Genomic DNA, 21,012 nt, shown 5'->3' with positions numbered 1-21,012 from the left:
CCTATCACTTGCGTTAAAGTGTTAAAACATAAACGAAATTCTTATCAAGAGTGATTGAGGGAAAAGGCCCGTAGAGATCACAGCAACCTTCCATTTGGAGTGGTGCTAATTCCTGCAGAATATTTTTATTCTGGGAGATAAGAGTTTAGCAGTCTTTCATGCGAAACTCTCTCCCTAAAGGGCGGGAGTTTTTTTGTAGGACTTGAATTTGTTAAATGAAGGGGGAAGCCGATGATTTCATTGGAACAACTGAGCAAAGTCTATCCATCCAAGGAGAAAACCGTAATCGGAGTCGATGACGTCTCCTTGGACATCAAGAAAGGTGAGATTTTCGGAGTCGTCGGGTACAGCGGAGCTGGTAAAAGTACGCTGCTGAGATGCATGAACATTCTGGAACGCCCGACAAAAGGGAAGGTCATGGTTGATGGAATCGATCTCATGACATTGAATCCTAAAGACCTGAGGAAGGCGAGGCAATCCATCGGGATGATCTTTCAGGGTTTCCACCTGGCGATGGCGAAAACCGTTTTGGAAAATGTCGCCTTCGCTTTAAAGGCTTCAGGCGTCAACCGCCAGGAAAGAAAAAGGAGGGCCCAGGAGCTCTTGGACCTTGTCGGTCTGTCAGATAAAGCTGATGCGTATCCCGCCCAGTTAAGTGGAGGTCAAAAACAGAGAGTGAGCATTGCGAGAGCGCTCGCCAATGACCCGAAGGTGCTTTTATGTGATGAAGCCACTTCTGCTCTGGACCCGAACACGACACAATCCATACTGAAGTTGTTAAGAAAGATCAACCGCAAACTCGGACTCACAATCGTTCTCATTACCCATGAAATGGAAGTCGTGAAAGAAATCTGCGATCGCTGTGCCGTGATGGAAGACGGAAAAATCGTAGAGCAGGGGTCTACGTACGAAATTTTTGCAGCACCTGAAAACGAACTGACGAAACGCTTCATTCAAACGGTGATCGACTTCCGGATCCCGGAAAAGATTCTCTCGGAAAGAAAGGGGACCATCGTACATATGACGTTCAAAGGGGACTCGGCGAACGAATCGATTGTGTCAGACCTCTTGCAAGGATTTAAAGTACGGGCCAATATTCTCCACGGGAAGATCGATTACATCCAGGACCAGGCGCTCGGTAACTTTGTCATGGAATTGACTGGAGAACAGAAAGTTGTTAAACAGGCGATCGATGATTTGAAAGGGAAACTTGGAGAAGTGGAGGTGCTGCAAGATGATCGAACAGCTGATCAATCTCTGGCCAGAGCTGAATAAATCATTCCTGGAAACACTGATCATGGTAGGTATCGGACTCCTCGTCGCTTTAATTGCAGGGCTTCCGCTTGGATTACTTCTGTTTGTGACAGACCGTGATTTATTTTTGGAGAATCGAACGATCAAAAGCATCGTCGGCGTCGTAGTGAACCTGATCCGTTCGGTTCCGTTCATCATTTTACTCGTCTTTCTTTTTCCTTTTACCAACTTCCTGATCGGAACAACGACAGGGCCGGTGGCGGCATCCGTAGCCCTTTCTGTAGCTGCGATCCCTTTTTACGCAAGGATTGTGGAATCATCGGCGCGTGATATTGACAAAGGGGTGATCGAAGCGGCCATCGCCTGCGGGGCTTCTCCTTGGTTGATCATCAAAGATATCATTTTCCCGGAAATCAAACCGGGGCTGATCAGCGGATTGACCATCACTGCCATCAGTTTGATCGGTTACTCGGCCATGGCAGGGGCCATCGGGGGCGGTGGAATTGGAGACCTGGCGATTAGGTATGGTTACTACCGTTACGATAATTTTGTCATGTTTACAACCGTCATCCTGCTTATTGTTCTTGTACAAATTGTTCAATACACAGGCGATTACATTGCCAAAACGGTAAAAAAGAATTGAAGAAAACTTAGGAGGTACCATCATGAAAAAACTCATTTTGTTAGGTGTTACATTATTATCCATTGCCTTTCTAGCAGCATGCGGGGAGGAAGAAGAAAGTGCGGACGCTTCTGGAAAAGACACGATCCGATTCGGCGCTACGGCTGGACCGTACAGCGACATGGTCACGAAAGCGATCGCTCCATTGTTGGAAGAAAAGGGATACGAGGTGACGAACAAAGAATTCACAGACTATGTTCAACCAAACAAAGCCCTTGCCAATGGAGATTTGGACGCCAACCTTTTTCAACATAAAATTTACTTAGAGTCGTTCGCCAAGGAAAACAACCTGGATCTATCCGAAGTCATCATCGTACCGACCGCACCAATGGGGATTTATTCCAATACATACGAGGATATCGAGAGTATTGAAGAAGGAAGCACGATGGGCGTACCGAACGATCCGACGAATCTTGCCCGTGCATTGATTGTGCTTGAAGATGAAGGCCTTGTTGAGGTTGATGACAGTGTCGATCCTTTACGTGCATCATTGAACGACATCACGAAGAATAAGAAAGACATCAAGTTTGTCGAAGTTGAAGCAGGGCAATTGCCTCGACTCGTTGATAGCGAAGATTTGTCCATGGTTCCAGGGAACTATGCTTTGGCAGCCGGAATGGACCTTCTGAATGCTCTAGCTTTGGAAGACATGCCTGATGATTACCGGAATCGCGTCGCAGTGAAGACGGAAGATTTGGACGCTCAATTTGTGAAAGATATTAAAGAAGTGGTGGAGTCAGAGGAGTTTGAAAAAATCATCGATGAAGAATTTAAAGGCTTCGGAAAACCACAGTGGATGAAAGAATAGAAAGGAAGGCTGACGTTCACTCGTCAGCCTCTTTTTTATATCGTTCCAGACAACCATCCGCTTTGTTTGGAACAGGTCAACATTACTTCAATCATCGGAGAGTACGTTCATAAAAAAAGAACCGCCTGGATCTTTATGATTCAGGCGATTCTCACTATGCTCATCATTAATTTCTTTGAATTTAATCCTGCCAGGTATTGTGCCTGATTTAAAAAGGATTGGTCGCCCATTGAAGCGACTGTTTGATGAAGATTCTAGGGTGTAATTTCAATTGAGAAACCATGTACTCAGCAAGGTCCTCGGGCTGCATGTACTTCTCTTTATCCTGACCTTCCATGTCTTCGCCTAAAGCGAGTTCTGTCGCGACAAGACTCGGGTTTAAGGTGAAGACGCGGATATTATCTCTTCTTACTTCCTGCATGAGCGCTTCCATCATGCCTTGAAGAGCGAACTTCGACCCACTGTAAGCCGTAGAACCGGCCGTCCCTTTAAGCCCGCTGCTTGAAGAAATATTGATGATATCCCCTTGGTTTTTCTCCTTCATCATTGGCAGGACCGCTCTCGTGACATGGTATGTACCATAAACGTTCACCTCAAACGTCCGTTTCCATTCTTCCGGCTCGAGATCAAGGAACTTCCCGTAAACACCGATCCCTGCATTGTTGATGAGAATGTCCGCTTCACCAATTTCTTCTTTTAACTGCTGTATGGCTTTTTCAACTTCTTCAAGGTCAGAAATGTCAGCGGATGCCACTGCTGCCTGTACACCATAGGAACGGGCTTCTTCTGCAACCTCCTCAAGACGGCTTTCGGTCCGGGCGATCAACCCGACATGAACGCCTTCTTTTGCCAACTGCAAAGCCGTAGCCTTTCCGATTCCGCGACCTGCACCGGTAACATAAGCGATTTTTCCTTTGATTTCTTGTGCCATGATACTCACTCCTTTACCTATTCTTTCTTCAAGTCTAAGAGTTTCCTTTTTTGAAAGCAAAAGATAGCATCTACCTTCAGGAGGAATCCTTTGATAGACTAGGATAGGGATGAGGGATTTTATGGAAACTTTTGAGCTTTTGAGACCACTCTTTCTATTATTAGTGACGGCCTCCGTACTGCTTACTCTATTTATCATGTTTCAAAAGGAAGAGAAGGTGAATGGATGGACACTCTTCTTCATTACATCGATGAGCTTAATTATGGGCAGCGTCTGCCTGTAAAGCAGCGGTTTTTTTCGTGGATGAGTTCGGAATGAGTGGCAATCCTGTTTCGTTCTATCTATACATCGCTTTATTCCCTGTAAGTCTATTGAATGTTTTGTTGTACACTTTTAAACCGAATCATAGGGTAGAAGCCTGAGATGGAGCACTTAATAAAGTGGGCTAACCAGCGGTATTCATGAATAATGGTTTTGAACATATGGTTAAATATTCCAACTATTAAAAATGAGGGAATCATTTTGAGGATAAATTTGAAAATTACAACTGTCATTTCAACTATGATTCTGTTGTTCCTTTTAATAGGATGTGAACAGGGAACAATGGATTTTTATGAAAGAACAGAGGGGATTGACCTCTCTGGTGAAAATATCGATTCTATATCAATACATTCTTCTGAGGACGATGTACTAAACACTTTTGGAAAGCCAATGGAAGTCGAGGAAATAGAAGATCCAAAATCAAAATATTTAAGTTACGATGGGGTGGAGTTTGGGTTTGTCGATGACAAGGTAATTCGATTATTCGTTCGGAGAACACACGAAAACTCCAAAATCTATGAAACTGCCAAAGAAATTAAAGTCGGGGATACAAAAAAACAGGTAATTAAAGAATACGGTGAGAACTATTACGAAAGGGTTGAAAGTGGCTTGAATACCCTTGGATATTTTGATAAAGACAATAGGATAAATATAGAGTTTGGGTTTAATGAAAAAGAAGTGATCGCTGTTATTATTAAAGAAATTGGTTGGAAGGAAGATCATTAAGCGAACAATTAGTGGAAGTCAGTGATTAGTTCGTTAAAAGAGGTTAACGAGAAGGTATTTTGGAAGGAAAATAGAAATATTATGTAAGCCACTCATAAGGAGGAAAAGTAATGGAATTAGGAGCATTTTCCGTTAGTTTAAATGTGAAAGACATCCATCGATCCAAAGAATTTTACGAAAACCTCGGGTTTGCAGCCACTGGAGGAAATATAGATCAGAATTGGCTGATCATGAAAAATGGGGACAAGGTGATCGGGTTGTTTCAGGGCATGTTTGAGAAAAACATTTTGACTTTCAATCCAGGGTGGAATAATAATGCTGAAGAGCTGAACGGTTTTACAGATGTTCGTGATTTGCAAAAAGAACTGAAGGAAAAGGGAGTAGAACTGATTAAAGAAACTGATGAATCTACAGAAGGGCCGGCCCATATTACATTAGAGGACCCGGATGGCAACCCCATTTTAATCGATCAACATCGATCATAATAAGAGGCTATGGAAGTGGAAGATTTGTGATAAGAGTGGAAATGGAAACTTGAAGGTAGCCAAAGTATATGGGGACTTTTTAGGGTTTACATACATATCACTCGAAACAGGAATTTGTTTTAGTGGCGAATTCTGCTTCCACATCTTTTTCATTTATTATTCAACGCCACTCCCTTGGATGATCTACAATAATGCAGTCCTCCATGGTGACCATATTATCGCTGGTATAGAAAAGCAGGGGAGACTTCCTGCTTTTTTTGAACCTGCGGAAGAGGTGTAGGTTGCCCATAATATCTTAACATCGAGTCTTCAATAACAAAGGATGTAGTTCAATAAATCTTTAGATCTTTAATTACATAAGACTGAAATATATCGAGGTATGGAGCTATTAGACTGATAGAACAAAACCTTCTACAAAAGCCGTGGAACTTAGAGGTTTGGCAGTAGCGATCTAAGGAGTGGTGTATGGTTATGAAAAAAACTCTGATATTATTTGCAGGCTTGTTTTTGATTTCTGTACTGGCAGGATGTATTGGTGAAGATTATGATGTTGGGGTTCCGACGGCTCATTTAAATATAGAGGCTCACGTGCTTAGTCAATCTGTACAATTACCAGAAGCGAATATCCATTGGTATTCATCAAGCGGGAAAGTAGAAGAAACGATAGAAGATATCGAAGAATATGCACAATCACAAGAGGAAATAAAAGTTTTCCCGGGCCAGGACGCTTCTTTAGATTTTAAAGAGAATAAAGAAAATGGCGGAGATATATGGTCGGCCCCAACGATCTCAGCTGTTCTATGGAAAAATGGAGAAAAAACCGAAATTGAGATGAATGAGCAAAGAGAATTTCAGTTTCCGACGGAAGAAGGGAATTATATTTTTGAAGCTTCATTTAAAGATGGAAGTAACGAGGCCCATTACGTAGGGAATATATTTATTAAAGATGATACACAGACTTCCCGTTAAGCTATCAAGAATTAGAGAATCAAAAGAGTATGTAAGAGAGCCGGCATGAATGTGGGCTCTCTTATTTGTGATAAGCCTAGTACCGGACGTTTTGCTCAAAAAATGAATTAGTTAAATGGTTAATTATGTTAAACTTACCCCAGTGGTCCTGTCATTGATTAAATAATGGAGAAGTAAACATATGTAATTGCGCAGGCCGTGCCACTAAGTGCAAAGACGTTTTTTAATGAAACTATCCGTTTTAGTAAAATGGGCGATTAGAAGGAGAGGTTATATGGTAACTGTCCTTAAAATCATAGGTATCCCGCTCTATATTTATGGAGTGAGTTTGTTGATCTATCCGCTCTTTGATGTGGATGTAGGTGGATTAGGACAGGTCGTATTAGTGATCCCTGTTACTTTAATCGCGTATTGGCAAGTTTTCTTTGCAAGGAACAATGAAAAATAGTTATTCACGGTTTTGTTTCTCAGGTGTCGCTGCTACAAGATAGCGATCGAACACTACTTAGTAAGTTTACATGATGTAAAGTGACCAAGGTAAGATTGAACGTGTAGAATGAAAATCCAATAGAGCCTTTACTTTTCCAAATGGTGTAGAAAGGTGTAATGAAGCGAGGTGGTATGATTAGAAAATCAAACGTCATGCAAAGAAAGAACTCTCTCCTGCTCCTATTTGGATTGGGCATCTCTACATTAGGAGACTTTATTTACCTTGTAGCCATCAATGTTTTAGTGTTAAAGCTTACTGGCTCAGCCGCTGCCGTCGCCGGTTTATGGATGATGGGACCGATCGCTTCCTTACTGACTAAATTCTGGTCTGGAAGTCTAATTGACCGGCTGAACATCCGAAGGATCATGATTGGAACTGATATTCTCAGGGCGGCACTGGTAGCTATGATTCCTTTCTTCCAATCCGTCTTGCCGATTTACATATGTCTGTTATTTTTATCTGTTTCTAAAGCGTTTTTTGAACCTGCCGCCCTTACATACATCACCTATGCTATTCCTGCGGATGACAGAAAGCAGTTCAATTCTTTTAGAAGTTTGATTACTTCGAGTGCTTTTTTAGTCGGTCCGGCTATTTCCGGAGCCTTACTCCTCGTTACTTCTGTTAATATCTCCATATGGCTGAACGCTGTTTCTTTTGTTATATCAGCTATCATGGTGTATTTCTTACCAGACGTAAATGCTAGCACTAATCGAACAGTGCAAAAGATTAGTTTCCAAATGCTTAAAAGTGACTGGGGTGAAGTGTTTAAATACAGTCACAATCACCGATTCATTGTAAAAGTGTACTTCCTGGCGCAGTTTTTTATGATCATCGCCCTTGGTATGGATGCCCAGGAAGTTGTTTTTACCCAACAGGAATTAGGTTTATCTGAAACAGATTACGGTTTGCTTATAAGTCTCACAGGAGTCGGTTCTATTTTAGGGGCGGCTGTGGTTTCCTCCCTTGCTAAACGAATATCCATAAAGGCTTTAATGATCAGTGGCTATTTGATGGTTTCGATCGGCTATCTCGTTTATGCTTTTTCCTTTTCCTTTGTGTCAGTAGCCCTGGGGTTCATGGTCTTAGGTTTTTTCAATTCCTTTTCAGGGACTGGATTTATGACATTTTACCAGAACAACGTACCCGTAGGGATGATGGGCAGAATTTCAAGTATATTCGGTATTTTCCAGAGCTTACTACAGATTCTTTTTATTCTTCTAATTGGTTTCACAGGGGAGATCATTCCCATTAGGTACAGCATTATTGGTGCCTCGACATTAATGCTGTTCGTAAGCATGTGGCAGATCAAGCTCGTTCTTATGCCAGACAAATCGGATTACTTTGAAGATCGATCCGTACTTAAAAATACGTCTTGAAATCGTTAGCTGAACAGGGAGTATGAAGTACAGTGTTTACGAATCATCTAAAGAAATAAAGAAAACAGGAGTGGCGTATGGATAATTACAAATTCAGGGAATTTCTTACAATTGCACAAAAACTAAATGATATAAAAATCATTCCATTGTTGATGGGATCGGTGGGACTTGAAGTCATAACAAACATGAATTGGGAAGCCCAGGACTTGGATATTCATGTTCCAGGGGATAAAAGGGGATGGGAGGTATCTCCTGAATCGAACATACATAACTGGGATGATATTGTAACGGTGATGAATTCGATGGATTATACTTTGGTTGATCTGCATGAACATGAGTTTGCAAAACTGGGGTTATCGGTTGAGTTTGGAATCATGGATACGCTGCCGAGTTTCGCAGGCATCCACCTGAATGAATTGGAGATGCATCATTGGGGAGAGGCCACATATTATTTACTGAACCGAGAGCAATATCTTAGGGTTTATGAATCTTCATCCAAGGATAGTTACCGGGCGGATAACAATAATCGTAAAGACTTTAGAAAAATTGATGTCTTAAAAGGAATCATCTAACGGAAGAGGTTACTCTACGGGGCCATGGTTTATTCTCATGGATGTCACCGAAAAGATCATCGACCGCCTGCTTTCCCTATAAAAAATATGTCATGGATTTAAGGGTTTTAAAATTCGATGTTACATTCTTTTCGTTCGATTAAATTAAGTTTAAAAATATTTGATAAATGATGAAGGACTAACAATATCCGTTAGAAAATCTTGTATAATGGGTATGAAGTATAAATCGGTATTCAGGAGTAAATGGACGGAGTATTAGAAGGGGACCTTGCTTTTTGTGGTTTTTTCCATCGAGATGTTTCCGGTTAAGTAAAAATCCAGAGGAGGTGCCGATGATTGAATATGATGAACGATAAAGATAAAGAGACCTATGACAACCTTATACATTCCTTTAAAAATGCTGTGTCGATAGAGGAGAGCCGCTATTATTTCGGGGAAATCCAACTTTATTTGGACAACCTTCAATCAGCCGACGAACATTCCATAACGAAACCCCAATTGGAAGAGTATCAACGGTTGAGAAAGGAGTTAATTGAGGCAACGTCGAAAAAGGAAGTAAGGTATTATGAAGACCAGATCCATGAGTGGTTAAATAGAATTCATTATAGTAAGCTGACATAAGTTGTTATTGCAGTCAAAAATTTGCAAAATAGTATTTATTTTCTGATAATAATAGTGTAAACTATAGTCAAGGTGTTCATTATAGTGGGAGACCTGTATTTAAAAAAATAACGGACTTAAACGGAGCGGCGAGCTTGGTTGAGGATTTAGTGCATAGTAGCGTATGTTTCTAAGTTTCTACCAACTGCCGCTCTTTTAGTCTAGGGGGAAAATTTCTTATGAATACACTAATCATTGCGGGGTGTATTGGAGGACTGACAGGTATTGTCGCTCATTTGATGAGAAATGGAAAAGTTCTGATTTTTCCTAAAAAAAGAGCACGTCCCAAGGGAATTTATCTAGGGTTCCTGGCAGATTTCTTTATTGGGGCGGCCGCTTCCATTTTCGCCGTCACCTATCTGACCCCTGAGTCGGATGCGTTAAGATCGCTTATTGGAATCTCTATATTAGCGGGGATGACAGCCGAAAATGTGTTATTAAAAAGGGAATTGAATGTAGAGAAAGCGAAAGTAGAAGGATTGGATCGTATCAATCAGAGATTAAAATAAATGCTCAACTGGTCCAATCCTTATTTTTTCTTTCGAAAGAAATCCCCACTCGTATCCTCACTTTTATCTACTCCTCAAACAAAACGCCTCTGGTCAATCCTTAAATGGAATTCTCATAAGCTAAACCCAAAGTAAAAGACAGATGCAACCACAAAGCTGACAGCGAGCGCTGCTTTGACCAGCTTTTTTATCGTCTGCTGATTCAACTTTCCAAGTAATTCATAGATCATGGCAAACGATACGACCACTATGATCATTTCATTTCCGAAAGTAAGATAAGGAAAAAATAAAATCCATACCGTAGAGCACAAGGGCAAATATAGACCCAGCTTTATGAAAAACTTTCCTACTTCCAACCGCTTCACCATTTTATTGATGACCAGGGATAACGGGAAGAGTACGACCAGCAGGAGAAGAAACAATGCTATGTAAGTGCCATGTATTTCTTCCAGCGGAAATTCGAAATAGTGCTTATCATATGGAATTCCCGGTGATGTTGTGAACCTTGGAAGCAGCATCAGAAAGGCAAGGTTCCAAACGATTAAAACGGCTAGGAAATTCCGCAATTGCTACACTCCTTCTTACCTATTGTCCTGATATCCATACTCGATCTGTCGATTTTGACTAACCTCCACTTTTCTTTACCTACACAAATATATCTTGAAAATAAGTCATAAACAAGCCGGGTTTAGTGAAGTGAATAGACAAAAGAGCCCGCATTTTTGCGGGCTCTTTTGTCTATTGGAATACGTGTTTTCACTTAAGCTTTCGTTTTATAAGAGGTGATGTGATCCTGCAGCGTGTCGTCTTTGCCGAACAGGAAGTGTTTTTCCATATCCGGGGAATACGTGGAGTTCACAGCTTTGCGGCCGACGGTTTCTGCTACTTCCCGGAGCATGGCAGGGGAAGCTCCACAGCAGAGTCCAAAGTAGTTCACGCCAATGCTTTGCGCTTCTTTGGCCCACTCTGCGAGTTCATACCGGTTCGTGTAGAGCGGATCCAGGGACGTAGGGAACGTGGTTTCCGTTGGGAGTGTACAAGCACATCCACCATCCGGCAGGTTGAAGAAGGTCGGGTGTTCTTCTGTCGTCCGGTAAGGAATGGGAAGGGCACCTACATATCCGTCCACCGTCTGACGGATTTTCTCTACATACGGCTGCATCGTCGCTGGTCCGCGGAAGCAGTTCATCCCGACGACAAGCGCTCCTTTTTCTTCTAATAAGCGGCAGGCTTCTTCCACTTCGTAACCATCTCGGAGAATATTTTCGCCCATCAGACCGAAGGTGATCACAGCAGGCAGGTCCTGCTTTTGAATTTCCTCGAGGGCGATCAGCGCTTCTTCATAATAATAGAAGGTTTCGCCGTTCACAAAATCTACGCCTTCTTCCTTACACCAGCCGATCATCTCGGCAAACATGCTCCTCGTTTTTTCAACAGCTTCAGGATCATCCGGATTGAACAGATTCGTATTGGAAATGTTCCCCGCAACGAGTGCTTCTTCTTCAGGGTGCTCCTTGGCGACTTCTTTGGCCAGGCGGATCGCCTGACGGTTAAGCGGCTCCAGCAATTCCTCTTTGCCGATGATTCTCATCTTCTCGCGATGGCCATTATAGGTAAAGGCTAAGACGACGTCAGAGCCTGCGAGCATATAGTCGCGGTAGGTTTGTTTAAGAGCCTGTGGGTTATCGAGAGCCACCTCAGGTACAAACGATCCGGCCTGTAAATAGCCTCTTCGCTCGAGCTCAAATAAGTATCCTTCTCCACAAATCACGGGTCCATCTTGTAACCTTTGTTCTAATGATCTTTTCATGTCCTTGCACAACCTTTCCATTTTGTAAGAGTTATTTATTTAGTAAGCGAATGTCCTCTTTAGACACGGTGACTTTCTGTCTGTGAGGGACTCCATCATTTTGCGCCCGAGAGCTCTTTTTCGAAAAAAATAAAAGGACCTCCCTGGATAAGGGGGTCCTTTATATATAAAGAGTCTCCTTATCTTCAAGGTATAACAACTACCTTCTGGATTTAGCACCGTGCCAATGGCTGGTGGCTGAGGTATCAAAGGGCCAGTCCCTACACCTCTCTGGATAAGTTTGATGGATATGTAGTTTTTGGAAAAACAATTTCGCTTGCGATTTACATTACAGGAAATCGGAATAAGAATCAATAGAATTTTCAGAAAAAGTTTCGGATTACTTTTATGAAAGTGCTTGCAGGGTTTGGATGGATCACTGGGCCTTGCGTTTTGGTGCTTCTGAGTGTGTTCGTAGACTTATTCATGAAAATAGCACTCGATTGGAGGTGAAGAAAGCTCTCTCCAAAAAATTAGAAACTTATGGTAATCTTGGATTTAGTAGACGAAAGGGAGAGGATTCCCAGTCTGTTCCTGGTAACAGTTTCAGTATGCATGAGGCTGTAGCTTACTCGTAAAGGTGATGAGGAGATGAATAGAATAAAGGATTTCACAACATTTCAATGGATCATTGATGAAACAGAACGAATAGATTTTGAAAATGGGGTAGGGAGCAGGGTGGAAAACTTTATCCCGAGCCGATTCACTCATTACGCTAAACTCATGCATCCAATCTACCTCGATGAAAATATCAAAGATACCAGCATCTTGTGGAGTCAATGTAACCCGGATGAAGAAGTGAGCTTTAATTTTGGTGAGCGCATCCTTATGAAAGATCTGGCTGAAGCCTATGAACTACGATACACAAAAGAGTTTAGCTTCGCATCGATTTATCATTGGTTAGGTGGTTACCCCAGATATATTCTCGGACCAGCAGAAGATACCATGGATGAGAAATTGGTTCCAGAAGTCGTTCGCGTACTGCAGCCCTTTACAGGCGTCCCCTGTTATTTTCAATATGATCTAGTTAAGGTGAAGAGGTATGAGGAAAATCATGGCTATGGGTATTTGTATCGAGGAGAATTAACGGAGGTTGAACAGTTCACTGGTTATGAAGAGGTGCACGATTTCCCGAATTATTGGTACCCGGAAAGCAAGAACTGGTGCCTCTTCACAGGAATAGACTTCAATTTCACGTTATTCGGTGGAAACAAAAAGATGCTGGAAGCACTTCAAGCAAATGCTGAAATTGAATGCATGGAAGTAGATAAAAGGACGAGAGTCGATGACAAAGCAGATGTACACCATTTACCTTAGGTTCGAATGATAGTAAATAAATGGAAAACGAAAATCGGCTCCACGGGGGAGATGACATTGTTTCAAAAAGGAAACGTAAACGTCCGTAAGTTAAAAGAAGAAGATAAATACTTGTTAGCAAAGTGGCTTTCAGACCCGACGGTACTTGAATTTTATGAAGGTAGAGATCAACCTTTTGATTTAGCGAAAGTGAATCAAGTATTTTATAGTTCGGGGGATTTTAAAGATAAATGTCTGGTAGAGTTTGGAGGCAAAGGGATAGGATACATACAATTTTATCAACTAGATGATAAAGCAAAAAATGTGTATGGATTGACCAACGGGAATGTGTATGGAATCGACCAATTTATTGGTGAAATAGAACATTGGAATAAAGGGTTAGGGACATTACTTGTTACATCCATGGTTCAATTCCTCATCGAAAATAAAAAAGCTGATCGGGTCGTCATGGACCCGCAGACAAGCAATATGCGGGCGATCCGGTGCTATGAGAAATGTGGTTTTAAAAAAGTTAAGCTTCTGCCAAATCGTGAGTTCCACGAAGGGGAGTATAAAGATTGTTGGTTTATGGAGTATTGTAAAGAATCCATATAAGTGCTTTTTTCATGCTCTTTAATTTTATTACTACAAATAATAAGGGGATCACTTATGAAGTGACCCCCTTATTATTTACCTCTGTCATTTAGTAGATTTTATTCCATATTCATTAAAGTGGAGGATCGTTACTCTTTCTTTTTACTAATTTGAAGAGGCTGCTCCTGAAGAGGGAGCCCCTTCTCGATACTACCGATGTCACAAAGAGGTACAAAACTAGTTGTCCCAGGTACGAGCAGATCTTCAATTTCAAGGACATAGTTTTCCAAGCTTCTGAATCTACCTGTAAATATTCCTGCACCTTCATCTACGAAAAAGGTGATCCCGATAGTATCCCCACAACAAAATCGACTGGAAATGATATGAGCCAAACCAGTAACACAACAATTACAGGTTGTCGCATCATTATGATCATAAGAGTTACAACTTCTATAATTAGGGTTGTTATTCACAAAAATACACCTCCCCTGTTGCAAGATATATTATTCTATGAGGTCGCATGCATTCTTGTATAGATTAATAACCTGCTTGTCCTCAATATCGTAGAGAAAATAGACTATAGACCCTCTTGATTACATATAAAAGATGGGAGCCAGCCATCTATTCTGACATTTTTATACTTAATGCCCCAGTGAACAATAGGGTGTATGGATAATGATGTTAAACTTAGCCAAGTAGGGTTAACCACTAGACTTCAAGGGGTTGGGGTGAACCAAAGTTCAAATCTATTAGAATTGAGAGGTAGGATATATGGACATCAGTATTAGAAACGCCGAGCTGAACGATTATGAATCATTATTGCCTTTATTCAGGCAGGTTCACGAATTCCATGTGCAGGCAAGGCCGGATGTGTACAAAAAGAATTCGACTCCGGTTCAACAAGCGTTTTATGAAAACCAGGTGAAGGATAACAAGCAACACCTTTTTGTGGCGGTCACAGGCAAGGAGATCATAGGAGTGATCGTGACGCAGGAAGAAGAAATACCTGAAAATTCTTTTGTCCGAGCGAGGAAAGTATTAACTATCAATAGTTTAAGCGTGGCTGAAACGTATAGGAACAAAGGTGTCGGAAGGAAGCTTGCGGCCTATGTTTTTGATTTTGGAAAAAGCCTTAACGTTGAAAGTGTTGAATTGGGAGTATCTGAGAGCAATCCATCAGCCATCGAATTCTACAGGTCCCTCGGAATGACAACCAAGAGCAGAAAAATGGAGATGGTGTTCAATGAAAGGGACACTTAAAAAGAGATCCTCCACGATCTCGCAGAATCGAATCGTCTAGAGGGAGCGTTCATGCTAAGATTTCAGCGGGATGTTGAATCTTACTAATCGTATGTTCTTGCGGTGAACATATCGCTTTTTGATGGAAGGAAAGTTGAGAATCCAAGGATATAAGTACTTGGGTAAGGGTGTTTATTCGTTTATTGAAACATATGTTATACAAATCAATCCAGATGTGATATTTGGGAATGCGAAACAAAGGGATCCTTTTCTTTTATAGAAGTATGGTTTGGCAGCCTTTCATTCATGATGTTCATTACATCAGTCATGAGGTATGTGGAATTCATTTGGTTATAAGTTCTATGAAAAGGTGTGGGTGCTGTGGTCTTAATGTTTGATAAAGATCGATTCGTAGATGAACGTTTGTTGAGTGTAAGTGTAAAGAATAAAGGTCTTAATTATGGATTAGGCTGCCTGGATGGAATTCGGGCTTTTTGGAACGATGAGAAAGAGCAATTGTTTATCTTTCGATTAGAGGATCACATGAAAAGGTTGCACGGATCCGGGAAGAGTTTGTTTATAAACATCCCTTATACCGTAGACCAATTGTCTTCCATAACGAAACAGTTGCTACTCTTGAATCGAGTCACTCAGGATGTTTACATCCGCCCCATTTGTTTCAAGGGAGCCAATACGTTGCGTCCGGATTTAAATGATCCTTTCAATCATCTGGCTATCTATACACACTATACTGAATATGAACCGAAGCCATATTTGAAGGTCTGTATTTCTTCATGGACCAGAATAGGCAGTAATATGATTCCTCCTCAAACCAAACCCACCGCAGGCTATATGAATTCTGCTTTGGCGAGTGAAGAAGCGGCGACCAATGGATTTGATGGAGCAATCCTGTTAACCGCAGAAGGCAATGTCAGTGAGGAAGCGACGGCAAATCTATTCATTATCCGAGATGGTCAAGTGTACACTCCTCCTGTATCAGATGACATTCTTCCAGGGATCACCAGAGATACAACCGCCCAAATTTTTATGAAAGAGATGAACATACAAGTACGTGAGCAAAGTTTAACAAGGGTCGAATTATATGAAGCGGATGAAGTGTTTTTAACAGGAACAGCGATGGGGATTAAACCTGTAACCGAGATCGATCGTAGAGTGATTGGAAGCGGGCAGGTGGGCCCAATGACAAAGAAAGCTCAAGAAATCTATCAATTAATTGTGCGTGGGAATCTGCCTTCTTATATGAATTATTGTACTCCTGTGTATGAAAAAGAAGAGAAGTTTAGCTGATTTATTTATTCCTAAGGTTTTGAACACGTTTAAGATCTCACCTTGATCGTTTCATGATCATCATTTCTTAGAGGTGTAGGAGCGGATAGCTTTATTTAAGCCAACAGACCAAAAATGGCAGAGGACCATATAAATAATATGTTCTCAAACAACTTGAAAATTTTCACCCGCTTAGTAAGGAAGACCAATCATAATAAATGACAATCACCAGAAAGTTAGCATTCAAGTGATGAGAAAATAGGCACGATCCTTATTTTACTGCGTTAAAAAATACCGAAAGAAATCAATGATAATGTAACAGTGATAAGGAGAATCAACACGCCCACAATATTTAACCACAGGGCATTGACGTGGTTACTTAGTGTTTCTCGATTATTCATAGCAATCAAAAGGAATAAAACGATAAAGGGTAGAATCAATCCATTGGCATATTGAGCAAAAACAATCAGCTGGATCGGGTCATAACCCAGACTGGCAAAAATAGTACCTACAAGAAGCACTCCAATCCAAACCAGGCGAAATTTCGTTGAACGTAAATTCCTTTCCCATCCTAAAGCGCCTGCAGTAGCGTAAGCAGATGCTAAAGGCGCTGTCATAGCAGAAGATATTCCGGCAGCAAAAATACCGATACCAAATACATATTTAGCCCATGATCCAAGTAGTGGCTTCAATTGGTCCGCCATGACACTTGGGTTTTGTATTTCTGTACCCAATGGGAAAGCGGCAGCGGCCGTAATGATGATCGCAACAGAGATGATTCCGCAAATGGTGATTGTAGTAACCACATCAAAACGGCTGTCGTTCAACTCTTCTTCTCCTTTGAAACGCTCTTGTACGACAGAAGATTGTAAGAATAAGGTGTAGGGAACGATGGTTGTCCCGATAAGCGATATAATAAATAAAGTGTTGCCAGTAGAAACCTTAGGGACCAGCCCCTCCGTTATAATCGCAGATAATTCCGGCTGGATGACAATAGCTGTAATGACAAAGCTCAGTGTCATTGTCAGAATCAGTACAATAAAAACGCGTTCAATAATTTTATATTTCCCGATCCATAATAGAGTACCGGCCATCAAGCCTATGATGATAGCCACAATTTCAGTGGAAAGTCGTGTCAATGCAGCTAACCCCAAAGCCCCGCCAACAATATTCCCCGCTTCATAAGCCGCACTTCCAATGACAATAGCCGAGATGATCAAACAAATCGTCAACCATTTCAGCACGGGATGGGAAAATTGTTCTCGCAATATCGTACTTAAATCCTTTCTTGTAATGACCCCTAATCTAGTCACCATCTCCTGAAGAAACATCGTAGCCATAACGGAAAAAATCAAGGCCCAAATCAATGCATAGCCAAACTGCGCTCCAACATTACTCGCTGTCGTCACCGTTCCTGGACCAACAATGGCTGCAGCTACAATAGCACCCGGCCCAATATTCTTCATCCGCCTCTTGAACTTCCCTTTTTTCGCCATTCATTATCTCCTTTCGTGATACTGGTCTGAATAAGAACCGTACATATGAACTTTCACTGATTCAATTCCCTAAAAATGGAATTTGAATCCTGTCTCCAACGGGCATTTTCACTTGTGTAAAATTATTCAAATAATAGTTGATTATGGCTATTCGTGTGTATATAATGTGTATATAGTATATGTACATTATATTCAATAGACAGGAATGAAAAAGAGGGATGACAATGCAGATCATTATATCCAATAGGTCCAAAGAGCCGATTTATGAACAAATTACAAATCAGATTAAATCTTCTATCTTAGCAGGTGACCTGCATGAAGGAATGGCGTTACCTTCCATCCGTCAATTGGCCAAAGATTTACAGATAAGTGTGATTACAACAAAACGCGCGTATGAAGAACTGGAGAAGGCAGGTTTTACTTACTCTATCGTGGGCAAAGGATCATTCGTCGCTGAGCAAAATTTAGAGGTCATAAAAGAGAGAAAGTTTAAAGCGATGGAGGATCAGCTGAGTGCCGTCATAGCCAACAGCCGGGAGCTTGGGCTTACACTTGATGATTTACAGCAATTATTAACTACCTTATATGAGGAGTGAAATGATGGAGAATGTGATTGAATTAAGAAATGCAACAAAGAAGTTCAAGGGGTTTTCTGTAGAAAACATCGATTTACAAGTGAAGCAAGGCTTAATTACTGGTTTCATCGGAGAAAATGGAGCCGGAAAGTCAACAACGATAAAAATGATGATGAATCTATTAAAGCCGGATGCTGGGGAAGTTAAGGTTTTCGGATTAGACTTCAGGACACATGAGAAAGAAATAAAGGAGCGTATCGGCTTCGTATACGATGGGAATGTGTATTTTGAGGGATTGAATTTAAAAGATATAAGAAGAATCGTTGGCCCTGCTTATAGTCAATGGGACGATGATTTATTTTATAAATATGTGAATCAGTTTGATTTGCCTCTCAACAAAGCCATAAAAACCTTTTCAAAAGGAATGCAGATGAAAGCGTCCCTGGCAATCGCATTATCGCATCATGCTGAGTTGATCATCATGGATGAGCCGACGGCCGGATTGGATCCCAATTTTAGAAGAGAGCTTCTGGAGCTCTTGCAGGAGATTATGGTGGATGGGAAGAGAACGATATTTTTATCGACCCATATGACGACAGATTTAGATCGAATCGCCGATTATATAGCGTTTATCCAGCGAGGGAAATTGGTCTTCAATCATTCCATCCAGGACATCTCTGACCAATATGCCTTAGTTAAGGGGCCTTTGGACCTTCTGGATCGGGACACGGAGAAGGATTTTGTCCATGTCCATCGATTTCAAACAGGTTTTCAAGCCTTAACGGATCGTGTGAAAGCAGTGGAAGATACCTTCGGAAATTCTGTTGTCATCGAACGAGCGTCTCTTGAGGAGATTATGTATTTCATGAAAGGGGAGAGGCAGTATGTTTAACTTAATTCGCCGTGATGTCATTTTGCAGAAGAGACAGCTGCTTTTCTTTATTCCATTTATTTTGTTCTTCATTTTTATGAATTCCCACCCAATCATGACATTTCTTGTGGCGAGTATCTTCATTCCTTTTAACGCGTATGCTTATGATGAAAAAGCGGAGACAAACGTTTTATTGAATTCTTTGCCTTATACAAGAAAGGAGATTATCGCCTCACGTTATCTAGGTGCTGTCTTGTATATGATTTTGGCCATTGGCCTATCAAGTCTGGCATTATTTTTATTGGATAAACCATTTACGATGAGAGATATGGCCATTGGAAGCGGGTTGTTCTTAACCTTTTCCGCATTCACATTTCCACTGTTTTACATATTCAAGCAGGGCTATATATTTACAATCGTATTGATTTCTTTTCTTGTGTTAGCAGGGATCGGTCCTTCCATCCTTAACTACGTAGGAAAATATTTGACGCCTTTGTCACAATTTCTCGCAAACTTATCCGGCGAGACTTTATATATCGGAGCATTGCTCAGTGCGTTGATCGTTTATTGTTTATCGTGGGGCTTCTCACAAAAGATTTATCAAAGAAAAGCTTTCTAAAAGTAAGAATAATTGTAGGGAGGCATTCTCTATAGCTCATCGTCGACATTCAATCTAACGTACTTAAGCCAGAGTTAGAATAGCAGGAATGTCGTCCTTTTATAAACTTTTGAAACTTCTCCCAGCTAAACACATTCCGCTAAAATTACAGAAAACCTGGGGTTGGACCTTTATTTGAATTAATTGAGAAGAACAAGGAATGAATCCTTTCTCTAATTCGTTGTTTTCTTCAGAATATTTTGAGATGATGGTTACCGAAAAAAGATCACCCATCGACGGAGGTGAACGATATGGAGAACTTTTATACCCCGGTGGGGAAGACGAGAGCAACTCATGCAAAGCCTGTGAATAGATGGCGATTCTTTGCATGGGGATCAATGGGTTAATATCGTCATAAGATCGCTTATTCATTTGGCTTTGCCCCTTATTATTTATTGAACATAAAAATAAGGAGCTGGCGATAAATGAAATATGTGAATGCCAAAGAAGCTTTACCGGCCGAGTTGTTAAAAGAAGTCCAGAAATATATCCAAGGGGAGACCCTTTATGTGCCCAAATCTGCGAGTAACCGCGGAAAGTGGGGGGCGCGGACAGGCATTAGAGAAGAATTGACGGAAAGAAACAGGATGATCAAAGAAGAATATTCGGATGGAAAGTCATTGGAAGAGATTTCATGCAATTACCATCTGTCCGTAGAAACCATTAAAAAAATCATCTATTCCCGAAAAGAGATTACCTGAACAGGTAATCTCTTTTTGATGGTTTCTATTCTAAATAAAACTCTTCCTATTATTAGTCTCCTGTTTACCGTTATGATAAGACCAGGATCGATAAAGGAGGAAGGGTTATGGGGAAAGACAGTATAAAACTGTTAGAGGACGAGCGGGTTTATTTAAGGCCATTGGAACAGGAGGATCTCGGTTTATTTTATACAAAAGCTCTCTGGGATAGAGAAGGAAGAAGGCTTACGGGCACACAAGCGGTGTTCAGTCGACAAGGGGTCCAAAACTGGTTCGATCGAATCGCATTGGATGATTTAAGGATCGATCTTGTCATCTGTTTACAGGAGACGGACCAAATAATTGGAGATATCGCTATGCTGGACATCGATTATCAAAACAGAAAATCTGTCGTGAGGATTTCAATTTTTGATAAAAATAATTGGGGGCAAGGGTATGGTACCGCCTCCCTGTCATTATTGATACGGTATGGGTTTGAGATGTTGAATATGAACAGGATCGGACTGGATGTGTTTTCATTCAATGAGAGAGCATGGAAATGTTATCAAAAGTTAGGTTTTCGAGAAGAAGGCAGGTTGAGAGAAGACTTGTTTTACGATGGGAAGTATCATGACTCCATAGTAATGAGTATCCTGAAGCGGGAATTTTACGAGTCTCCATGAC

General features: G+C 41.1%; 27 protein-coding genes and 2 riboswitches. Of the genes, 21 read left to right on the top strand and 6 right to left on the bottom strand.

The features are described 5' to 3' along the window. Positions 1-38: 38 nt before the first annotated feature. A riboswitch (SAM riboswitch) is annotated at positions 39-144 on the top strand. A gap of 87 nt (positions 145-231) precedes the next feature. From VKA52_RS13740 to VKA52_RS13730, 3 genes are read left to right on the top strand one after another with little or no spacing between them, the layout of a single operon-like run. Then, positions 232-1,275, top strand: coding sequence for a methionine ABC transporter ATP-binding protein (locus tag VKA52_RS13740; protein WP_326316059.1), 1,044 nt, complete (start codon positions 232-234; stop codon positions 1,273-1,275). Continuing rightward, on the top strand, positions 1,235-1,897 hold the full coding sequence (locus tag VKA52_RS13735; RefSeq protein WP_160914734.1) for a methionine ABC transporter permease: 663 nt from the start codon (positions 1,235-1,237) through the stop codon (positions 1,895-1,897). The genes VKA52_RS13740 and VKA52_RS13735 overlap by 41 nt, the downstream gene beginning before the upstream one ends. Positions 1,898-1,919: 22 nt before the next feature. Next, positions 1,920-2,744, top strand: coding sequence for a MetQ/NlpA family ABC transporter substrate-binding protein (locus VKA52_RS13730; protein WP_206945307.1), 825 nt, complete (start codon positions 1,920-1,922; stop codon positions 2,742-2,744). 208 nt (positions 2,745-2,952) lie between these two features. On the opposite strand, the gene VKA52_RS13725 is transcribed toward VKA52_RS13730, so the two are convergent. Continuing rightward, on the bottom strand, positions 2,953-3,675 hold the full coding sequence (locus VKA52_RS13725) for a 3-ketoacyl-ACP reductase (RefSeq protein ID WP_326316058.1): 723 nt from the start codon (positions 3,673-3,675) through the stop codon (positions 2,953-2,955). A 121-nt stretch (positions 3,676-3,796) separates the two neighbouring features. Between VKA52_RS13725 and VKA52_RS13720 the strand changes: the two genes are divergently transcribed. The 9 genes from VKA52_RS13720 to VKA52_RS13680 all read left to right on the top strand — a co-directional run bounded on the left by VKA52_RS13720 (position 3,797) and on the right by VKA52_RS13680 (position 9,783). Then, positions 3,797-3,958: a hypothetical protein gene (locus VKA52_RS13720; RefSeq protein WP_326316057.1), complete on the top strand. Its 162-nt coding sequence runs from the start codon at positions 3,797-3,799 to the stop codon at positions 3,956-3,958. A 191-nt stretch (positions 3,959-4,149) separates the two neighbouring features. Next, complete coding sequence (locus VKA52_RS13715; protein ID WP_326316056.1) at positions 4,150-4,722, top strand: hypothetical protein; 573 nt, start codon at positions 4,150-4,152, stop codon at positions 4,720-4,722. Positions 4,723-4,832: 110 nt separating this feature from the next. Next, on the top strand, positions 4,833-5,207 hold the full coding sequence (locus VKA52_RS13710) for a VOC family protein (protein WP_326316055.1): 375 nt from the start codon (positions 4,833-4,835) through the stop codon (positions 5,205-5,207). A 471-nt stretch (positions 5,208-5,678) separates the two neighbouring features. Beyond that, the gene (locus VKA52_RS13705; RefSeq protein WP_326316054.1) at positions 5,679-6,176 is read left to right on the top strand and encodes a hypothetical protein; all 498 of its coding nucleotides are present in this window, start codon (positions 5,679-5,681) and stop codon (positions 6,174-6,176) included. A gap of 274 nt (positions 6,177-6,450) precedes the next feature. Continuing rightward, positions 6,451-6,624: a hypothetical protein gene (locus tag VKA52_RS13700; protein ID WP_326316053.1), complete on the top strand. Its 174-nt coding sequence runs from the start codon at positions 6,451-6,453 to the stop codon at positions 6,622-6,624. A 173-nt stretch (positions 6,625-6,797) separates the two neighbouring features. Continuing rightward, complete coding sequence (locus tag VKA52_RS13695) at positions 6,798-8,042, top strand: MFS transporter (RefSeq protein WP_326316052.1); 1,245 nt, start codon at positions 6,798-6,800, stop codon at positions 8,040-8,042. A gap of 77 nt (positions 8,043-8,119) precedes the next feature. Next, positions 8,120-8,614 (top strand): phosphoribosylanthranilate isomerase, encoded by a 495-nt coding sequence (locus VKA52_RS13690; RefSeq protein WP_326316051.1) that lies wholly within the window; start codon positions 8,120-8,122, stop codon positions 8,612-8,614. A 336-nt stretch (positions 8,615-8,950) separates the two neighbouring features. After that, entirely contained in the window at positions 8,951-9,235 is a 285-nt protein-coding gene (locus tag VKA52_RS13685) for a hypothetical protein (protein WP_326316050.1), read from the top strand. Between the two features lie 218 nt (positions 9,236-9,453). After that, entirely contained in the window at positions 9,454-9,783 is a 330-nt protein-coding gene (locus VKA52_RS13680; protein ID WP_160914758.1) for a DUF4257 domain-containing protein, read from the top strand. A 113-nt stretch (positions 9,784-9,896) separates the two neighbouring features. Here the strand turns inward: VKA52_RS13680 and VKA52_RS13675 are convergent, their stop codons facing one another. Both VKA52_RS13675 and VKA52_RS13670 read right to left on the bottom strand, forming a co-directional pair. Continuing rightward, positions 9,897-10,349: a hypothetical protein gene (locus VKA52_RS13675; RefSeq protein ID WP_326316049.1), complete on the bottom strand. Its 453-nt coding sequence runs from the start codon at positions 10,347-10,349 to the stop codon at positions 9,897-9,899. Positions 10,350-10,543: 194 nt separating this feature from the next. Next, positions 10,544-11,593, bottom strand: a complete 1,050-nt coding sequence (locus tag VKA52_RS13670) for a homocysteine S-methyltransferase family protein (protein WP_326316048.1) — start codon at positions 11,591-11,593, stop codon at positions 10,544-10,546. Between the two features lie 176 nt (positions 11,594-11,769). Beyond that, positions 11,770-11,874, bottom strand: a riboswitch (SAM riboswitch). A gap of 349 nt (positions 11,875-12,223) precedes the next feature. Here VKA52_RS13670 and VKA52_RS13665 point away from each other — a divergent pair. Further along, the gene (locus tag VKA52_RS13665; RefSeq protein ID WP_326316047.1) at positions 12,224-12,949 is read left to right on the top strand and encodes a hypothetical protein; all 726 of its coding nucleotides are present in this window, start codon (positions 12,224-12,226) and stop codon (positions 12,947-12,949) included. A 6-nt stretch (positions 12,950-12,955) separates the two neighbouring features. Further along, entirely contained in the window at positions 12,956-13,543 is a 588-nt protein-coding gene (locus VKA52_RS13660; protein ID WP_326316046.1) for a GNAT family N-acetyltransferase, read from the top strand. A 128-nt stretch (positions 13,544-13,671) separates the two neighbouring features. Here VKA52_RS13660 and VKA52_RS13655 read toward each other — a convergent pair whose 3' ends face one another. Then, the gene (locus VKA52_RS13655; RefSeq protein WP_160914768.1) at positions 13,672-13,995 is read right to left on the bottom strand and encodes a hypothetical protein; all 324 of its coding nucleotides are present in this window, start codon (positions 13,993-13,995) and stop codon (positions 13,672-13,674) included. A 298-nt stretch (positions 13,996-14,293) separates the two neighbouring features. On the opposite strand from VKA52_RS13655, the gene VKA52_RS13650 reads away from it, so the two are divergent. Both VKA52_RS13650 and VKA52_RS13645 read left to right on the top strand, forming a co-directional pair. Next, on the top strand, positions 14,294-14,782 hold the full coding sequence (locus VKA52_RS13650; RefSeq protein WP_326316045.1) for a GNAT family N-acetyltransferase: 489 nt from the start codon (positions 14,294-14,296) through the stop codon (positions 14,780-14,782). 369 nt (positions 14,783-15,151) lie between these two features. Beyond that, positions 15,152-16,069: a branched-chain amino acid transaminase gene (locus VKA52_RS13645; RefSeq protein WP_326316217.1), complete on the top strand. Its 918-nt coding sequence runs from the start codon at positions 15,152-15,154 to the stop codon at positions 16,067-16,069. Between the two features lie 263 nt (positions 16,070-16,332). Here VKA52_RS13645 and VKA52_RS13640 read toward each other — a convergent pair whose 3' ends face one another. Further along, positions 16,333-17,544 carry an Nramp family divalent metal transporter gene (locus tag VKA52_RS13640; RefSeq protein ID WP_326316044.1) on the bottom strand — a complete coding sequence of 404 codons (1,212 nt, stop codon included), beginning with the start codon at positions 17,542-17,544 and terminating at the stop codon, positions 16,333-16,335. A 224-nt stretch (positions 17,545-17,768) separates the two neighbouring features. On the opposite strand from VKA52_RS13640, the gene VKA52_RS13635 reads away from it, so the two are divergent. The 3 genes from VKA52_RS13635 to VKA52_RS13625 are packed head-to-tail and all read left to right on the top strand — an operon-like array spanning position 17,769 to position 19,609. Continuing rightward, the gene (locus VKA52_RS13635) at positions 17,769-18,140 is read left to right on the top strand and encodes a GntR family transcriptional regulator (RefSeq protein ID WP_326316043.1); all 372 of its coding nucleotides are present in this window, start codon (positions 17,769-17,771) and stop codon (positions 18,138-18,140) included. Between the two features lie 4 nt (positions 18,141-18,144). Next, positions 18,145-19,011 carry an ABC transporter ATP-binding protein gene (locus tag VKA52_RS13630; protein WP_326316042.1) on the top strand — a complete coding sequence of 289 codons (867 nt, stop codon included), beginning with the start codon at positions 18,145-18,147 and terminating at the stop codon, positions 19,009-19,011. Continuing rightward, positions 19,004-19,609 carry an ABC-2 transporter permease gene (locus VKA52_RS13625; RefSeq protein ID WP_326316041.1) on the top strand — a complete coding sequence of 202 codons (606 nt, stop codon included), beginning with the start codon at positions 19,004-19,006 and terminating at the stop codon, positions 19,607-19,609. The genes VKA52_RS13630 and VKA52_RS13625 overlap by 8 nt, the downstream gene beginning before the upstream one ends. A gap of 99 nt (positions 19,610-19,708) precedes the next feature. Here VKA52_RS13625 and VKA52_RS13620 read toward each other — a convergent pair whose 3' ends face one another. Then, positions 19,709-20,020 (bottom strand): hypothetical protein, encoded by a 312-nt coding sequence (locus VKA52_RS13620; RefSeq protein ID WP_326316040.1) that lies wholly within the window; start codon positions 20,018-20,020, stop codon positions 19,709-19,711. A gap of 53 nt (positions 20,021-20,073) precedes the next feature. Here VKA52_RS13620 and VKA52_RS13615 point away from each other — a divergent pair, with 53 nt between their 5' ends. Both VKA52_RS13615 and VKA52_RS13610 read left to right on the top strand, forming a co-directional pair. Then, entirely contained in the window at positions 20,074-20,349 is a 276-nt protein-coding gene (locus VKA52_RS13615; protein WP_326316039.1) for a CD3324 family protein, read from the top strand. A 107-nt stretch (positions 20,350-20,456) separates the two neighbouring features. Then, complete coding sequence (locus tag VKA52_RS13610; RefSeq protein WP_326316038.1) at positions 20,457-21,011, top strand: GNAT family N-acetyltransferase; 555 nt, start codon at positions 20,457-20,459, stop codon at positions 21,009-21,011. The last annotated feature ends 1 nt before the right edge of the window (position 21,012 follow it).

The organism is Halobacillus sp. HZG1 (assembly GCF_035818575.1).
In the GTDB taxonomy this organism is placed as follows: Bacteria; Bacillota; Bacilli; order Bacillales; family Halobacillaceae; genus Halobacillus; species Halobacillus litoralis.
This window is presented reverse-complemented; position numbering and strand designations above follow the sequence as displayed.

Excerpts from the sequence above, each read along its gene's own strand:
- VKA52_RS13690 (WP_326316051.1), top strand. The coding sequence starts at position 8,120 with ATGGATAATTACAAATTCAGGGAATTTCTTACAATTGCACAAAAACTA.
- VKA52_RS13705 (WP_326316054.1), top strand. The coding sequence starts at position 5,679 with ATGAAAAAAACTCTGATATTATTTGCAGGCTTGTTTTTGATTTCTGTA.
- VKA52_RS13735 (WP_160914734.1), top strand. The coding sequence starts at position 1,235 with ATGATCGAACAGCTGATCAATCTCTGGCCAGAGCTGAATAAATCATTC.
- VKA52_RS13700 (WP_326316053.1), top strand. The coding sequence starts at position 6,451 with ATGGTAACTGTCCTTAAAATCATAGGTATCCCGCTCTATATTTATGGA.
- VKA52_RS13710 (WP_326316055.1), top strand. The coding sequence starts at position 4,833 with ATGGAATTAGGAGCATTTTCCGTTAGTTTAAATGTGAAAGACATCCAT.
- VKA52_RS13740 (WP_326316059.1), top strand. The coding sequence starts at position 232 with ATGATTTCATTGGAACAACTGAGCAAAGTCTATCCATCCAAGGAGAAA.
- VKA52_RS13640 (WP_326316044.1), bottom strand. The coding sequence starts at position 17,544 with ATGGCGAAAAAAGGGAAGTTCAAGAGGCGGATGAAGAATATTGGGCCG.
- VKA52_RS13645 (WP_326316217.1), top strand. The coding sequence starts at position 15,152 with ATGTTTGATAAAGATCGATTCGTAGATGAACGTTTGTTGAGTGTAAGT.
- VKA52_RS13650 (WP_326316045.1), top strand. The coding sequence starts at position 14,294 with ATGGACATCAGTATTAGAAACGCCGAGCTGAACGATTATGAATCATTA.
- VKA52_RS13630 (WP_326316042.1), top strand. The coding sequence starts at position 18,145 with ATGGAGAATGTGATTGAATTAAGAAATGCAACAAAGAAGTTCAAGGGG.
- VKA52_RS13695 (WP_326316052.1), top strand. The coding sequence starts at position 6,798 with ATGATTAGAAAATCAAACGTCATGCAAAGAAAGAACTCTCTCCTGCTC.
- VKA52_RS13660 (WP_326316046.1), top strand. The coding sequence starts at position 12,956 with ATGATAGTAAATAAATGGAAAACGAAAATCGGCTCCACGGGGGAGATG.
- VKA52_RS13625 (WP_326316041.1), top strand. The coding sequence starts at position 19,004 with ATGTTTAACTTAATTCGCCGTGATGTCATTTTGCAGAAGAGACAGCTG.
- VKA52_RS13725 (WP_326316058.1), bottom strand. The coding sequence starts at position 3,675 with ATGGCACAAGAAATCAAAGGAAAAATCGCTTATGTTACCGGTGCAGGT.
- VKA52_RS13665 (WP_326316047.1), top strand. The coding sequence starts at position 12,224 with ATGAATAGAATAAAGGATTTCACAACATTTCAATGGATCATTGATGAA.
- VKA52_RS13635 (WP_326316043.1), top strand. The coding sequence starts at position 17,769 with ATGCAGATCATTATATCCAATAGGTCCAAAGAGCCGATTTATGAACAA.
- VKA52_RS13615 (WP_326316039.1), top strand. The coding sequence starts at position 20,074 with ATGAAATATGTGAATGCCAAAGAAGCTTTACCGGCCGAGTTGTTAAAA.
- VKA52_RS13730 (WP_206945307.1), top strand. The coding sequence starts at position 1,920 with ATGAAAAAACTCATTTTGTTAGGTGTTACATTATTATCCATTGCCTTT.
- VKA52_RS13720 (WP_326316057.1), top strand. The coding sequence starts at position 3,797 with ATGGAAACTTTTGAGCTTTTGAGACCACTCTTTCTATTATTAGTGACG.
- VKA52_RS13620 (WP_326316040.1), bottom strand. The coding sequence starts at position 20,020 with ATGAATAAGCGATCTTATGACGATATTAACCCATTGATCCCCATGCAA.
- VKA52_RS13680 (WP_160914758.1), top strand. The coding sequence starts at position 9,454 with ATGAATACACTAATCATTGCGGGGTGTATTGGAGGACTGACAGGTATT.
- VKA52_RS13610 (WP_326316038.1), top strand. The coding sequence starts at position 20,457 with ATGGGGAAAGACAGTATAAAACTGTTAGAGGACGAGCGGGTTTATTTA.
- VKA52_RS13670 (WP_326316048.1), bottom strand. The coding sequence starts at position 11,593 with ATGAAAAGATCATTAGAACAAAGGTTACAAGATGGACCCGTGATTTGT.